Annotated in this window: 14 protein-coding genes and 1 riboswitch; of the genes, 6 read left to right on the forward strand and 8 right to left on the reverse strand. The window is 34.1% G+C overall.

The window, feature by feature from the left end; translation table 11 throughout:
- Nucleotide 1 precedes the first annotated feature (1 nt).
- The 7 genes from A4G25_RS02270 to A4G25_RS02300 form a co-directional block, all read right to left on the reverse strand.
- Nucleotides 2–1,159 (reverse strand): M20 metallopeptidase family protein, encoded by a 1,158-nt coding sequence (locus A4G25_RS02270; protein WP_047131110.1) that lies wholly within the window; start codon nt 1,157–1,159, stop codon nt 2–4.
- A 115-nt stretch (nt 1,160–1,274) separates the two neighbouring features.
- Nucleotides 1,275–1,994 (reverse strand): 2,3,4,5-tetrahydropyridine-2,6-dicarboxylate N-acetyltransferase, encoded by a 720-nt coding sequence (gene dapD, locus A4G25_RS02275; protein ID WP_047131111.1) that lies wholly within the window; start codon nt 1,992–1,994, stop codon nt 1,275–1,277.
- A gap of 22 nt (nt 1,995–2,016) precedes the next feature.
- Entirely contained in the window at nt 2,017–2,745 is a 729-nt protein-coding gene (gene dapB / locus A4G25_RS02280; RefSeq protein ID WP_047131112.1) for a 4-hydroxy-tetrahydrodipicolinate reductase, read from the reverse strand.
- A complete protein-coding gene (dapA, locus tag A4G25_RS02285) occupies nt 2,745–3,629 on the reverse strand; it encodes a 4-hydroxy-tetrahydrodipicolinate synthase (RefSeq protein ID WP_047131113.1) in 885 nt (294 codons plus the stop codon). Before dapA ends, dapB begins: the two co-directional genes overlap by 1 nt.
- Before the next feature lie 2 nt (nt 3,630–3,631).
- Nucleotides 3,632–4,621 carry an aspartate-semialdehyde dehydrogenase gene (locus A4G25_RS02290; protein ID WP_047131114.1) on the reverse strand — a complete coding sequence of 330 codons (990 nt, stop codon included), beginning with the start codon at nt 4,619–4,621 and terminating at the stop codon, nt 3,632–3,634.
- An 84-nt stretch (nt 4,622–4,705) separates the two neighbouring features.
- Complete coding sequence (locus A4G25_RS02295; RefSeq protein WP_047131115.1) at nt 4,706–5,908, reverse strand: aspartate kinase; 1,203 nt, start codon at nt 5,906–5,908, stop codon at nt 4,706–4,708.
- An 85-nt stretch (nt 5,909–5,993) separates the two neighbouring features.
- A riboswitch (Lysine riboswitch) is annotated at nt 5,994–6,170 on the reverse strand.
- Nucleotides 6,171–6,427: 257 nt separating this feature from the next.
- Nucleotides 6,428–8,029, reverse strand: coding sequence for an ABC-F family ATP-binding cassette domain-containing protein (locus A4G25_RS02300; RefSeq protein ID WP_047131116.1), 1,602 nt, complete (start codon nt 8,027–8,029; stop codon nt 6,428–6,430).
- A 193-nt stretch (nt 8,030–8,222) separates the two neighbouring features.
- On the opposite strand from A4G25_RS02300, the gene cvfB reads away from it, so the two are divergent.
- The 6 genes from cvfB to phoU all read left to right on the forward strand — a co-directional run bounded on the left by cvfB (nt 8,223) and on the right by phoU (nt 14,072).
- Entirely contained in the window at nt 8,223–9,131 is a 909-nt protein-coding gene (cvfB, locus tag A4G25_RS02305; RefSeq protein ID WP_047131117.1) for an RNA-binding virulence regulatory protein CvfB, read from the forward strand.
- Between the two features lie 423 nt (nt 9,132–9,554).
- Nucleotides 9,555–10,490 (forward strand): PstS family phosphate ABC transporter substrate-binding protein, encoded by a 936-nt coding sequence (locus tag A4G25_RS02310; RefSeq protein WP_047131118.1) that lies wholly within the window; start codon nt 9,555–9,557, stop codon nt 10,488–10,490.
- Nucleotides 10,491–10,680: 190 nt separating this feature from the next.
- Nucleotides 10,681–11,580, forward strand: coding sequence for a phosphate ABC transporter permease subunit PstC (gene pstC, locus A4G25_RS02315; protein ID WP_371093614.1), 900 nt, complete (start codon nt 10,681–10,683; stop codon nt 11,578–11,580).
- 1 nt (nt 11,581) lies between these two features.
- On the forward strand, nt 11,582–12,511 hold the full coding sequence (pstA, locus tag A4G25_RS02320; protein WP_047131120.1) for a phosphate ABC transporter permease PstA: 930 nt from the start codon (nt 11,582–11,584) through the stop codon (nt 12,509–12,511).
- Between the two features lie 50 nt (nt 12,512–12,561).
- A complete protein-coding gene (gene pstB, locus A4G25_RS02325; protein WP_047131121.1) occupies nt 12,562–13,425 on the forward strand; it encodes a phosphate ABC transporter ATP-binding protein PstB in 864 nt (287 codons plus the stop codon).
- Nucleotides 13,425–14,072: a phosphate signaling complex protein PhoU gene (gene phoU, locus A4G25_RS02330; protein ID WP_047131122.1), complete on the forward strand. Its 648-nt coding sequence runs from the start codon at nt 13,425–13,427 to the stop codon at nt 14,070–14,072. Before pstB ends, phoU begins: the two co-directional genes overlap by 1 nt.
- 53 nt (nt 14,073–14,125) lie before the next feature.
- Here the strand turns inward: phoU and pepF are convergent, their stop codons facing one another.
- Complete coding sequence (gene pepF / locus A4G25_RS02335) at nt 14,126–15,940, reverse strand: oligoendopeptidase F (protein WP_047131123.1); 1,815 nt, start codon at nt 15,938–15,940, stop codon at nt 14,126–14,128.
- Nucleotides 15,941–16,107 lie beyond the last annotated feature (167 nt).

A 16,107-nucleotide genomic window follows, 5' to 3' on the forward strand; every position in this document is an offset into this window, starting at 1 on the left:
TTTAACCCTCCTGACCATACTGAAACAATAAGTTCTCATAATAATCGGCAATACGAATAAGTTGGCTTTCATCGAAATTAAGTTTAGGTGTATGTAAACCATGAACCCAATCTTTTTCTTCATTTCGAATACCTACGAATGCGAAGTAACTTGGTGCAATTTGACTATAGAAACTAAAATCTTCACCAAATAAATAAGGCTTATCTAATTCCACCACTTCAAAATCTGCTTTATGCAATGCGTTTACAACTTGATCATGTAATTTTGGATCATTATAAGTAGGGGGATATCCTTCTTCAAACTTCACTTCACAATTAACGCCAAACAATAGTTGAACACTCTGTGCAATTTTAGTCATTTGATCTTTTACAATTTGTAAATCTTCAGTATCATACGTACGTATTGTACCTTCTAAGTAACCGTGGCTAGGGACTGTATTAATAGCTTCTCCAGCTTCAAATCGTCCAATATGCACAATGTTATATTGCAATCCATTAAGGTGGTATTGTTGAATTGTACTAACTTGATTTAATACATGCTGCAATCCTTCACCACAAGAAAGTCCTTGTTCTTTATTAGCTACATGACTTGATTGACCCTCTAGGAAAAATCTATATTCAGTAGCGCTTGCAGTGATTTCCTCATTAAGTATTGTAACTGTTCCTTCATCATTGAAAGGCATCACATGTATACCGAAAATGGCTTCAATAGGGTATTGCTCAAATGCGCCAGCTTTTATGAGGTGATTTGCACCACCGCCTGTTTCTTCTGCAGGTTGGAATATAAAAACAACATTATGAGGTAGCTCTCCTTTATCAGCCAATGATTTGCAACGTTTAACAAATAAAAGCAGAGCAGTCGTATGACCATCATGGCCGCAAGCATGCATGACGTTATCTTTACTACTTCTGAAATCAATTTCATTTTCTTCATGTATAGGTAGGGCGTCAATATCAGCTCTATAAGCGATAGTATGCTGGCTGTTTCCTTCTAAATAAGCAATTGCTCCTGTTTCTAATGGACGAGTATAAGGAACTCCGAGGGCTTCCAAAAATTCTATAATGTGTGCTGTAGTTTCAAACTCTTGAAAACTTAATTCGGGATTTTGATGTAAATGGCGACGATGTTCAATAACAAATTCTAATTCACTTTGAGTCATAATATCCTTCCTTTATTCACTATAATATGTATAAAAGGCGTATGTGCTACTCTATACAACGCACACAATACGCCTTTTTAATTAATCATAAAATTATATAAGTGTGATAAATCACTTAGTCATTCAACTTACGTAATGCTGAAACAATTTCACGTTTAGAGTCTTCAACTTCAGAAGTTTGTTTAATTACTTTTGCAGGTGTACCTGCAACTACAGCACCGGCAGGTACATCTTGGGTTACAATTGCACCTGCAGCTACAATTGAGCCTTCTCCAACTCTAACACCTTCAAGAATAACTGCATTAGCACCAATTAATACATTATCTTCAATGATAACAGGAGAGGCACTTGGCGGTTCAATTACGCCAGCTAACACTGCACCTGCGCCAACGTGGACATTTTTACCAGTAGTGGCACGTCCACCTAAAGTAGCATTCATATCAATCATTGTGCCTTCTCCAACAACAGCACCAATATTGATTGTAGCACCCATCATAACTACAGCACCATCTTCGATTACAGCATGTTCTCTGATAAATGCACCTGGTTCAATACGTGCATTTGTATTACGTAAATCTTTTAATGGAATAGCTGAATTACGACGATCCATTTCAATTTCTACTTCTTCAATATAGTTTTTATTGTCATTATAGAAATCTTCCCAATCAGAAGCTTCACAGAAAATCACTTTTGAATTTTCGCTTCCAAAAACTTTGAAATTGTCAGGGAAGGTAACTTGTCCTAATACACCATTTACATATACTTTAAGCGGTGTTGATTTCTTTGCATTACTAATATATTGAATAATTTCCTCAGCTGAAAAATCTTTAACCATTTAAATTCCATCTCCTCTGTTATTAATTATTAATGTTATCAAATGTATAATACCCTTTAGGTTTTGCAACCAATCGTTCCGCAGCTTTTAAAGCACCATTTGCAAAGATATCTTTGGATTGAGCACGGTGTGTTAATTCAATCGTTTCGTCAACGCCTGCAAATAACACATCATGTTCACCCACAATAGTGCCGCCGCGAATCGCACTGATTCCGATATCATCAGGTTGTCTTTTTTCATTTTTTTCATGTCTATCATATACAGGATTTACATTATCCTTTAATTCTTTAATGACATCATACAATTTAACAAGCGTACCACTTGGTGCATCTACCTTTTTGTTATGATGCGCTTCGATTAATTCGATATCATATCCTTCTAAAAGAGGAACTGCTACTTCTAATAATTTTGTCAGAACATGAATGCCGTAACTCATATTAGCACTGAAGAAAACAGGCATTTTATGACTTAATGATTCAAGTTTTTCAGTAATTTTTTCTTTTTCGCCTGTAGTAGCAACTACAAGCGGCAATTCAAAGTCTTCATCAAGAAGTGGCAACAATAATTCTGGGTTTGAAAAATCAATCGCAACATCTGCTGATTCAGCTTCACTAATATGGGCAAAAGCTGGATAAGGGTAGTCGTTATCTCTGTCAGGAACAATAATTCCTACTATTTCATGTCCTTGTTCTTCAGCAAGACGCGCTACACGTTGGTTCATTGCACCATATCCGATTAACAAAATCTTCATTATAGTTCACCTGCTTTATATTTTGCATACGCTTCTTCTAATTGTTTACGATCAGATGATTCTAATGTGACTAGCGGTAGACGTACTTCATAATTCCCAAATCCTTCAACTGCAGTAAGTGCTTTAATCGGAATAGGATTCACGTCTACAGATAATGCATTCAATAATCTGCTGATTGGTTCAAAGTCTTTATCAATTGCTTCTCCACGTTTTGCTTTTTCATATAGCACTTGGAAATCTCCAGGTATCGCATTCGCAACAACTGAAATTACGCCGTTTCCGCCTTCAGCAAAATAACGTACAACATTATCATCATTACCGCTATACAATGAAAACTCTGATAAATCTAAACGCTCTTTCAATTTATTATGGTAATCAAAGTCATTTGTTGCATCTTTGATTGCTACAATAAATGGATTTTTAGCCAATTCAACCATTGTATCTACATCAATTGTCATATTAGTACGAGAAGGTACGTTATAAAGGATAACTGGTAAACCTACCGCATCTGCGATTGTAGTAAAATGAGCGATCAAACCGCGTTGACTCGTTTTATTATAATATGGTGTAATAAGCATAATTGCATCTGCACCGATTTCTTTTGCTCGTAATGATGCTTCTAATGATTTTTTAGTAGCATTCGTACCTGTACCTGCAATTACAGGAACACGTCCATCAACTTGTTTTACAACAGCTTTTAGTACTTCATCTTTTTCTTCATCGGATAATGTAGGATTTTCAGCTGTAGTACCATTTACAATTATAGATTGAATATTATTATCCAATAAATAATCAACATGTTTTTCAAGTGCTTCGTAATCAATTTCATTATTAGTGAATGGGGTAGTTAAAGCTACTCCAACTCCTTCAAATAAACGACTCATAATTAAGAAACTCCTTTCAATGATAAAACTTGTTCTAGAATTTGAACGGTATTCAATGCTGCACCTTTTAATAAATTGTCTGAAGTTACCCAAATATGGAATGTGTTATCTAATGAATCATCTTTACGGATACGACCAACGAATACTTCGTCTTTACCTGTAGAATTAATCGCTAATGGATACTCATTGTTTTCAGGATTATCTACAAGCACAACACGGTCATCTTTTTCAAATAACTCTTGGATTTCTTTAACAGTGGCAGGTTTGTCTAAAGTTACATCCATTTCAACACTATGACTATCTTGAACTGGTACACGTACACATGTAGCAGTTACTTTTAGTTCTGGTAAATTTAAAATTTTACGTGTTTCATCAATCATTTTTTGTTCTTCTTTTGTATATCCGTTTTCTAAGAAAACATCAATATGAGGAAGGACATTATTATAAATAGGGTGAGGGTAAGCTTTAGGCGCTTCACCTTTTTCACCATTTAATAAATCTTCTCTACCTGCTACACCAGAACCTGATACAGCTTGATATGTTGTATAAGCTACACGTTTTAATCCGAATTGATCTTCTAGTGGTTTTAATGGAACTACAGATTGAATTGTTGAACAGTTAGGATTAGCAATGATACCGCGTGTAAACTTCGGTTCATTTACTTCAGGAACAACTAAATCAATATCATCATGCATTCTCCATTGGCTAGAATTATCAATAACAATAGCACCTGCTTCTTCAAAAATAGGGGAGAAGTGTGCGCTTGTTCCGCCACCAGCACTCATTAATACATAATCAAAATGTTCGCTTGCCGCTTCATCTGTTAATTCTTGAACTGTATATGTTTCTCCTTGGAATTCAACTTTAGTGCCTGCAGATCTTGGTGATGAAAATAATACAAGTTCATCAAACGGGATATTTTTACGATCTACTGTTTCTAACATTTTTCTTCCTACTAAACCTGTTGCACCTACGATTGCTAATTTTGCCATATTTACTTCACTCCATTTTATTATTTAAAGGTGGAAAAGTTTTGCTTCCACTGTAATTTCTGAGTTGCTATAGAACGGATAAATTTAAATATCAAAAGTTTGATACAATTCTTCAACAGCACGTTCGCCATTTTTAGCATCAATAACATAAGAAATACTGATTTCTGATGTCGTCGTTTGATAAAAAGGAACGCCTGCATTAATAAGACTTATAAATGCTTTTGAAGCTACGCCAGACATATCTCTCATACCAGAACCGATTAAAGAAATTTTTGCATATTCATCATTTAATTTATAATCTAAAGCTTTATAACTTTCTGACAATTTTTCTAAAATACCTTTAATTTGTGTTAAGTCAGTATCTTTAATAGAGAAAGAAAGCTGCAGCCCATCTAGATTGACGATTTGAGAAATCATATCAACATTTACTTGTCCTTCTTCTAATTCTGAAAATAAATCTGTCATTAATTGGTTATCTGAAAGAGGATAGCTGATTGTAACGTGCATCATATGTGTATCTAATGCAACACCGGTTACTGCTTTCTTTTCTAAAATTTCTGTTTGTGACATAATCCACGTTCCTTTCACATTTGATAATGTTCTTCCTAAATACAATGGAATGTTGTAATTATTTGCTAACTCTACACTGCGAGTTTCTAATACACCTGCACCTAATGCGCTCATTTCCATCATTTCTTCATAAGAAACAACGCTGAGTCGTTTTGCATCTTTATAGACACGCGGGTCTGTTGCATAAACACCATCAACATCAGTATAGATTTCACAAGGTGTATTGTTTGCGGCCGCTAAGGCTACAGCAGTTGTATCGGATCCGCCGCGTCCTAATGTTGTAATTTCAAACTCATCATTAATACCTTGGAATCCTGCTACAACTAAAACGTCATTTTTTTCAAAAGCTTTATCAAATGTTTCAGGATTGATTTCAGCGATTCTACTTTTCAAATGATGACCTACTGTTTTAATTCCGGCTTGATAACCTGTCATTGCTTTTGCATTGACCCCAATGTCATTTAAAATCATCGACAGATATGAAACTGTTTGCTGCTCACCAGTTGTAAGTAATAGGGCAAGTTCTTGTTGTTTTGGTTCAGCTGTTAATGCAGCAACATTTTCCATGAGTTGATCAGTTGTTTTCCCCATAGCGCTGACCACTACAATTAATTGTTCGTCATTCTCTATTCTATTTTTCAGCATTTCAGCAATATTTCTAATTTTCGTAAAATCACTGACCGACGAACCGCCGAATTTTAAAACACTTCTCTTCATTTCTTAAATGTCCTCCTCGAAAATAGGGGAGAATCACATATATAAAAAAGCAAGTCCGGAATGCGAACTTGCTCGTAGTTTTATATACAAGTGATGCACTCCATTATTTGGTAATAATGACAGACTTTTAGCTCTTAACCTGAAAGTCCAATAACCATAACTCGCCTTTATGATTACTTCGGCATCTCACCCTTTCTTTGCCGACTGTAAGCAGACAGTTAATACGACAAATACTTATGATTGATGCGCCTCATCAAAATAGTTATTCAATTAGTATGTCTCACATTATACATAGTTAGATTTAAGATGTAAACCAGAAATTTAAGATTTTTAAAAATTTACTGAAAAAAACCTCAATTCTGAATCCTATTTACTAAATATGTGTAAATACTACAAAAGTAGGGCGTATATACATTTCGCATTCATCCTTACCTTGCTAAAAACATTATAACCTAAATCAAAACATTAAAACATAGAAAAAAGGTTGGAATTAAATCCCAACCTTTATCAATGAATAAATTAACTTAACACACCAGTTTCTTTAAGATATTCTTCATAACTGATTTCTTTAGAAACAGCACCTTTTGGATTAAGATCAATCACTCGATTTGCGATTGTATTAATAAATTCAAAGTCATGAGACGTGAAAATAATTGAACCTTTAAATGATTTTAATCCATCATTCACTGCAGTAATACTTTCTAAGTCTAAGTGGTTTGTAGGTTCATCCATTAAAAGTACATTAGCACTTGAAAGCATCATTTTACTTAACATACAACGTACTTTTTCGCCCCCAGATAACACACTAGCTTTTTTCTTAACTTCTTCGCCGCTAAATAGCATACGTCCTAAGAAGCCGCGTAAGAATGTTTCAGTTTGCTCATCTTCAGGAGCATATTGGCGTAACCAATCAACTAATGTCATATCAACACCATCAAAATAAGCTGAGTTATCTTTAGGGAAATATGTTTGTGAAGTCGTTACACCCCATTTAACTGTACCTTCGTCCGGTTCCATTTCACCAGCTAAAATTTTCAATAATGTTGTTTTAGCGATTTCGCTATCACCGACTAAAACTGCTTTATCATTAGGATCCATTGTAAATGAAATATTGTCGAGTACTTTTTCGCCATCAATTGTTTTAGAAACATTTTCAACGAATAATAAATCATTACCAATTTCACGTTCTGGTGTAAATTTAACAAATGGATAACGACGTGAAGAAGGTTGAATATCGTCTAATTCAATTTTTTCTAATTGTTTCTTACGGCTTGTTGCTTGTTTAGATTTAGATGCGTTAGCAGAGAAACGTGCAACGAACTCTTGCAATTCTTTAATCTTTTCTTCTTTTTTCTTATTTTGTTCTTGCGCCATTTTTTGAGCTAGTTGGCTTGATTGATACCAGAAATCGTAATTTCCGACATACACTTGGATTTTGCCGAAATCTAAGTCAGCAATATGTGTACATACATTATTTAAAAAATGACGGTCATGAGATACAACAATAACTGTGTTTTCAAAATTGATTAAGAAATCTTCTAACCAGCTGATTGCAGGAATATCTAAACCGTTAGTAGGCTCATCCAGTAATAAAACATCTGGGTCGCCGAATAAACTTTGGGCTAATAACACTTTAATTTTTTGATTGTTTTCAAGTTCAGACATTTTCTTATCATGCAATTCAGCAGGAATACCCAAACCAGAAAGAAGTGTAGCAGCATCGGCTTCAGCGTTCCAACCGTTCATTTCTGCAAATTCGCCTTCAAGTTCAGCAGCACGAATACCATCTTCATCGCTGAAATCTGGTTTCATATAAATTTCATCTTTTTCTTTCATCACTTCAAATAAACGTTCATGACCTTTGATAACAACATCTAGAACACGTTCGTCTTCATAAGCAAAGTGATCTTGTTTTAAAATTGCTAATCTTTCATTTTTCCCCATAGAAACATGACCAGTTTGTGAATCTAACTCGCCTGAAAGTATTTTTAAAAATGTAGATTTACCAGCACCATTTGCACCGATTAAACCATAGCAATTACCTTCTGTAAATTTGATATTTACATCTTCAAATAATTTGCGATCACCAAATCGCAAGCTCACATCAGTAACTTGTAACATGAATTTCCTCCATTAATTGATATTTCTAACGCATGAATTATACCACAGATAAGCAATTCTTTCGATGGACTATGTTTTTGACGTGTTTCTTCATTGTAAATAAAGTAAAAGTGATGCTATTTTTGTTGTAACTGTAATTCTATTACTTACTCATGTTATAATATTTCTAATACTGAAAGACAAAGGAGTTTATATGGCTATAAGAGATAATGATATTATCGGATCAATAGAATTTCTCAAAGTTGTAGGGTTAAATGGTTCTACTTATGAATTGGAAGGCCCAAACGGCGAAAAAGTGAAATTAAATCAATCCGAAGTTGACGAAGATGATCAATTGGAAATTGGTGAAGAGTATAGTTTCTTCATTTATCCAAACCGTTCAGGCGAACTTTTCGCAACACAAAATATGCCTGATATTACAACAAGTAAATATGATTATGTAAAAGTATTAAAAACAGACAGAGATGGTGCTAAAGTAGATGCCGGATTGCCGAGAGAGGTATTAATTCCTTGGGAAGATCTACCGAAAGTAAAATCGTTATGGCCGCAAAATGGTGATTATGTCTTGGCAACACTTCGTATTGATAGTGAAAAACAAATGTTTGCACGATTAGCCTCTGAAACAATAGTCAGTCAAATGTTCACTCCAGTTCATAATGATGAGTTACAAAACAAAATAATTGAAGCTCGTCCGTATCGTGTATTAAAAGTGGGCAGTTTCTTATTATCCAAAGATGGGTATAAAATCTTCGTTCACGAAACAGAACGTAAATCAGAACCAAGATTAGGCGAACTTGTAGAAGTACGTATCATCGGTCACAATGAGAAAGGTGAATTAAATGGTTCATTTTTACCGTTAGCTCATGAGCGTCTTGATGATGATGGACAAGTTGTTTTTGATTTACTTGTAGAATATGATGGAGAGTTACCATTTTGGGATAAATCGAGTCCTGAAGCAATCAAAGAAGTGTTTAATATGAGCAAGGGTTCATTCAAACGCGCTATAGGCCATCTTTATAAAAAGAAAATTATTGATATCGAAACTGGTAAAATACGTTTAACTAAAAAAGGGGAAGCTATTGCAGCTTCTGAGAATAACTAATTAGATACAAATATTTAATCAACTAGGGTGTTTAGCCCTAGTTTTTTTATTTTCATTTGTAACACAGCTGTAAAAAATAAAGCAAAATCAAATTTTATACTACAAAATCTCTTCATTTTTTCTCACATCTAAATCTTTTTCTAAAATCTTCCAAAAAAATATTCACTAATTTTCCATTGAGCAATTATGAACTTAATATTAAAGCATTATTAAAACGTTGTCATATCAGGGTTTTAAATACGATTGTTAACTTTGTAAAGATTGTAAATAATTTCACTGTTACCATTAATGATTTATTTACAATTCCTCTATTTTCAATTAACAAAGCGCATGTAATATATGAGTTGAAAGTAATTACATACAGCTTGAGCAAACAAAAAATTCACAAAGCTCAAATGTTTATTTTTAGGAGGATTTCTTACAATGAAAAAGTGGCAAGTATTAGGAACTACAGTAATTGGTGCTTCATTATTATTAGGTGCATGTGGCAACGGCGGTAACGGCGGCGGAGACAGCAAGGAAAGTGACGCTAAAGGAGAAGTTAAAGGTGACGGTTCTTCAACTGTAGGACCAATTGTCGAGATTTTAAATGAGAAATTTAATAAAAAATATCCAAACATTACAGTTTCATCTGCAACATCAGGTACTGGTGGCGGATTCGAAAAATTCATCGCTGGCGAAACAGACTTCTCAAATGCATCACGTCCTATTAAACCAGAAGAGAAAAAGAAATTGGAAGATAAAAATGTTAAATTCAGTGCCTTCAAGATCGCTCAAGACGGTGTAACAATCGCAGTTAACAAAGACAATGATTTCGTTAAAGAATTAACAATTGATGATTTGAAAAAAATCTACTCTGGACAAGCTAAAACTTGGAAAGACGTTAATCCTAAATATCCTTCAAAAGAAATCAAAGCATTCTCACCTGACCAATCTCATGGTACTTATGATTTCTTCAGTGAAGAAGTAATGGATAAAGGTGATATCAAAGCTGAGAAAAATGCAGATACTAACGTAATCGTTCAATCTGTTACTAACAACAAAGAAGGTATTGGTTACTTCGGTTATAACTTCTACGAACAAAATAAAGATAAGTTGAAAGAAGTTAAAATCAAAGGTAAAGATGGTAAAGCAATTGCACCAACTAAGAAAACAATCCAAGATTCTTCATACGCTTTAAGTCGTCCATTATACATCTACACTAACGACAAAAAACTAAAAGATAACAAAGCATTTAATACATTTATGAAGTTTGTACTTGAAGATAAAGGTAAATCAGCTGAAAAAGCTGGATATGTAGCACTTCCTAAAAAAGACTATGATGACCAACTTAAAAAGTTAAAAGATTTAACTAAATAATCACAGCAACACTCAAGTTGAACATCACTTTGCAGTTAGAGGCTTTAAACCTCTTTCACATATGTACTTGTCCACCCGAGCTGTGTCTCGGGTGTACTTATTTCATTGAAAAACAACTCTATTAAAACTTATTAATTATTCCAAGGGAAGGAAGAAGGGAATTATGAAATCTCAAGGATCTATCAGAGAGATGATCGCAAATAACCAAAGGAAAAAAAGAGGGATAAGTGATAAATTAGTACCTATCATTTTAGCTATAATCGCTATTATTTCAATCTTAACTACAATAGGTATTTTAGTCACACTCTTAACTGAAACAATCACATTCTTTACACGTGTTTCACTTACTGAATTCTTATTCACTAAAGAATGGAATCCATTCTCATCATCACCGAAATACGGAATTTGGGCCTTAATTTTAGGTACATTGAAAGTAACGTTTATTGCAACAATTTTTGCAGTACCTGTTGGATTAGGCGCAGCAATTTACTTAAGCGAATATGCTTCAAAGCGTATGCGCAGTATCATTAAACCTATCTTAGAAATCTTAGCTGGTATTCCAACTATTGTTTTCGGTTTCTTTGCATTAACGTTTGTAACTCCAACGTTGAGACACCTTTTCCCAGATTTAGGAAGTTTCAACTCTATAAGTCCAGGATTGGTTGTCGGTGTTATGATTATTCCACTTATTACAAGTATGAGTGAAGATGCTATGGCATCAGTTCCAAACAAAATCAGAGAAGGTGCATTAGGTTTAGGTGCAACAAAATTTGAAGTGTCATTAAAAGTAGTATTACCTGCTGCAATTTCAGGTATCGTTGCTTCAATTGTTCTTGCAATTTCAAGAGCAATTGGTGAAACAATGATTGTATCATTAGCTGCTGGTAGTACACCAGATTCGTCATTCAGCTTAACGGGTTCAATCCAAACAATGACAGGTTATATTGTTCAGGTTGCAACTGGTGACGCAACGTTCGGTTCAGATATTTATTACAGTATTTATGCAGTAGGGTTCACACTCTTCCTCTTTACACTTGTAATGAATTTAATTTCACAATGGATTTCAAAACGTTTCAGAGAGGAGTATTAAGATGGCGACTACAGCATCATCAAATCCAAAAGAAACACATGCACTTGTGGATCAAAATAAAGTCGAAAAAAATATTTCTAGTAGAATTACAAAAAACAAAATTCTTAAATGGGTATTCTTTGGTTGTACATTAATTGGATTACTCGTTTTAGCAACATTATTACTCGACACACTAATAAAAGGTGTTCCATATTTAAAACCATCGTTCTTTACTAATTTCTCATCTTCAATGCCGCAAATGGCTGGTATTAAAGGTGCATTCGTCGGAACATTATGGTTGATGATTACAATTATTCCTATCTCTATTATTTTAGGTGTAGGTACAGCAATTTATTTAGAAGAATACGCACATGATAATGCGTTTACAAGCTTCATCAAAATTAGTATTTCAAACTTAGCCGGCGTTCCATCTGTTGTATTCGGACTTTTAGGTCTTACGATTTTTGTACGTGGCATGGGTATCGAATCTTTATCGCTCGGAAAATCAGTTCTAGCAGCAGCTTTAACAATGTCGTTACTAATCTTGCCGGTAATTATCGTAGCAAGCCAAGAAGCTATCCGTGCAGTACCTAAATCAGTACGTGAAGCATCATATGGTCTTGGAGGAAACAAATGGCAAACGATTTATAAAATTGTATTACCTGCAGCATTGCCTGGTATTTTAACTGGTTTCATCCTTTCATTATCACGTGCTTTAGGTGAAACAGCACCATTAATTTTAATTGGTATTCCAACAATTTTACTTCGTTTACCAAGCAGTATTTTCGATCAATTCCAAGCAATGCCGATTCAAATTTACAACTGGGCGAAAATGCCTCAAGAGGCATTCCAACACGTTGCATCAGCAGGTATCATCGTTCTATTAGTTTTGTTACTTGCAATGAACGGCTTAGCAATATTCTTAAGAAACAAATTCAGTAAAAAATATTAATCATGTCAATATAAGACTCACGATTACTTTTTCATAAAGGAGTTTTAACAATGGAAACAGTTAAAAATAAAAAAGGACAAGACACAAACGACCAACCAATCAAGGTTGAAAGACAAGCTGAAAAAACACCTCAAGAAAGAAAACAAGAGGATGCTAAAAAAGACGTCGTTTATTCTACTCAAAACTTAGACTTATGGTACGGGGAAAATCATGCATTGAAAAATATCAATTTAGATATTTTAGAAAATAATGTAACAGCAATTATCGGACCTTCAGGTTGCGGTAAATCAACTTATATCAAAACGTTAAACAGAATGGTTGAATTAGTACCATCTGTTAAAACAGCAGGTAAAATATTATATCGCGGTAATGATATTTTCAGCTCAAAACAATCTGTTGAAAAATTACGTACAAATGTAGGTATGGTTTTCCAACAACCAAACCCATTCCCAAAATCAATTTATGATAATATCACATACGGACCTAAAATCCATGGTATTAAAGATAAAAAAACATTAGATCAAATCGTTGAAAAATCACTGCGCGGTGCTGCAATTTGGGATGAATTGAAAGATAGATTAAATGAAAATGCTTATGGTTTATCTGGTGGTCAACAACAACGTGTTTGTATCGCAAGATGCTTAGCAATTGAACCAGATGTTATCTTAATGGATGAACCAACATCAGCACTTGACCCAATTTCAACATTAAAAGTTGAGGAATTAGTTCAAGAATTAAAAGAACAATACTCAATCATCATGGTAACTCATAACATGCAACAGGCAGCTCGTGTTTCAGACAAAACAGCATTCTTCTTAAATGGTTACGTAAATGAATATGACGACACTGATAAGCTCTTCTCTAATCCTTCAGATAAACAAACAGAAGACTACATCTCAGGACGTTTCGGTTAATGACAGTTATTCGTCAACATTATGAAGAGCAATTAAAAGACTTAATCAAAGACTTGCGTAACCTCGGACTCAAAGTGTATTACAGTATTGAATGTGCTGTAGCTTCACTAAGTAAAGAGGATCGCAACTATGCTCGTCAAGTCATTAAACGTGATTTAGATATTAACCAATTAGAAGATGAAATCAATGAAAAAGTAATTATGCTGATTACGAAACAACAACCTATTGCGACTGACTTAAGAATGATGATTGCAGCTTTAAAAATTGCCTCTGAATTTGAACGTATTGGAGATAATGCAGCAAGCATTGCTAAAATTCGTAAACGAGTTAAAATTACAGACCACTATATTCTGACTCGTTTAAAAACAATGGGGGATTTATCATTATTAATGTTGAAAGACCTCGATACTGCATTTAGAAATAAAGATGTTACTTTAATTTTAGAAATTATAGAACGAGATAAAGACATTGATGATTTATACAAAGATATCGTCAATACAACTTATCTGATTGATAATGATCCTTTTGTAGCAGGTCAAGCTCATCTAGCAGCCAGACACTTAGAAAGAATCGGCGATCATATTGCGAATATCGCTGAAAATATCTATTACTACATTACAGGAGAAACATACGAATCTTATATTTAAACAAGAAACGGGATATCGCCATAAAGGTGATACCCCGTTTTTGTTTATATAATTTAGTTGTTTTCTTGTTCAATTTCTTTAGTAAGTACTTCTAATTCATCTACTAAAGATCCAATATAAGAAATCGTTTCTCTTAATGGCGCATCTGTTGTGATATCAATACCCGCAGTTTTTGCTAAGTCAACAGGTGACATGCTGCCGCCAGCTTTTAAGGTATTCAACCAATCTTCAACAGCAGGTTTACCTTCATTTTTAATACGTTGAGACATTACCGTACCAATTGTTAATCCTGCTGAATACGTATAAGAATACAAGCCCATGTAGTAATGCGGTTGACGCATCCAAGTTAATTCAGCACCATCTGAAATTTCAACAGCATCACCAAAGAAATCTTGATAAACTTTTCTTGTGATTTCATTCAACGTAGAAGCTGTTAATGATTCTCCTTGATCAACCAAGCGATATACTTCACGTTGATAGGTTGCTTCTAATAAGTGCGTAACCATATTATGATAATAAGTACGTGAAATAATTGAACCGATAACCCAGCGTTTAAATTTCGGATCATCACTTGTTTCGAATAAATAATTAGACATTAACATTTCATTCATTGTTGAAGGTGCTTCTACAAAATACATTGATGCTTCAGATTCAAGGAAGTTTTGATGACTTTGTGCTAGGTTGAAATGTCCAGCATGACCTAACTCGTGTGCAAGAACAAAAGTTTCATTCATTTTTCCAGTCCAAGAAATAAATACAAAACTGTGTGAAGCAAACGGACTTGCACAATAAGCACCTGTTTCTTTACCTTTATTTTGAGCAAAATCAATCCAACGGTCTTCATAAGCGTCTTGTACCATTTGCAAGTAATCATCGCCAAGTACTTTCAACGCATTAAAAATATACTGTTTAGAATCTTCAACAGAAATTTCTGGTTCATAAGAAGGATCAATAGAAACCTTCAAGTCTTCAAATTTCATTTTTTCAAGACCGTGAACTTCCTTCAATAGAGTTGCATAGCGCTGCATAATAGGTGCTAGTTCGCTCATAATAACATCGATTTGACGATCATACATTTCACGCGTTACTTCTTGTTCTTCTAATAAATAATCAATTACAGAATCATAACCTCTTAAATCCGCTTCAATTTTTTCTTGTTGCACATGTGCATTATAAATCGCAGCAGTCGTGTTTTGATATTTACGTAATGCATCACTGAAAAAGCGGAAACTTTTACGTCTGAACTCTGTATTCGGATTATCCTCATACTCATTTTCAAACGTCGCATAATCTAATGGATATTGTTGCTCATCCACTTCAAATGCTTCAAAATGAATATCCAACATCTTAGTGATACCATACATATCATAAGCAGCACTGAATGTAGGAGAAAGGGCTGCTAACGTTTTTTCTACTTCATACGAAAGTTGATGCGGTTTACGTTTTTTCAATTTTTTTAAATAGTGCGGATAAGGTGTTTCTGCAATTAACTGATCAAGTTGATCATCGGACAAAGCTAAAATTTCAGATTCAACAAAAGCAAGTCTGCTTGCAATCTTTCCATAAGAAGTACTTAATTTCGCACTCAATTTTTGTCCAGCTTCATCAGTAGTATCAACACTATAACGCATCTCTGCAAAATTGCCGAGACGATCTATTTGAATAAGAATTTCACTTAACTCAGGTAAAGCCGCTTTTACATTTTCAACAGTTTCAAGTTGTCCAGAGTATCTATCTTTAAATTGCTCTGTAGTTTCTAATACATCATTTAAAGTCTGATAAAATGCCTCATCTGATACAAACAGATCAGACAAATCCCATTTTTCTTGCTCAGGAATATCTTTTCTTAATGGTAATCCTTGACTCATTTTGCATTCCTCCTGCAATTTAGAATTAAATATAATTAAAGTATACAACATGCAAACTATGAAAGCATCTCGCGCCAATTGCTATATAGTTTTGATTTAATATAGATTAAGGTACAATAAAAAGAAAGAAAATCATTAAATTCTCATAATAATGAGAGGAGAAATTT

The organism is Staphylococcus condimenti (assembly GCF_001618885.1).
In the GTDB taxonomy this organism is placed as follows: Bacteria; Bacillota; Bacilli; order Staphylococcales; family Staphylococcaceae; genus Staphylococcus; species Staphylococcus condimenti.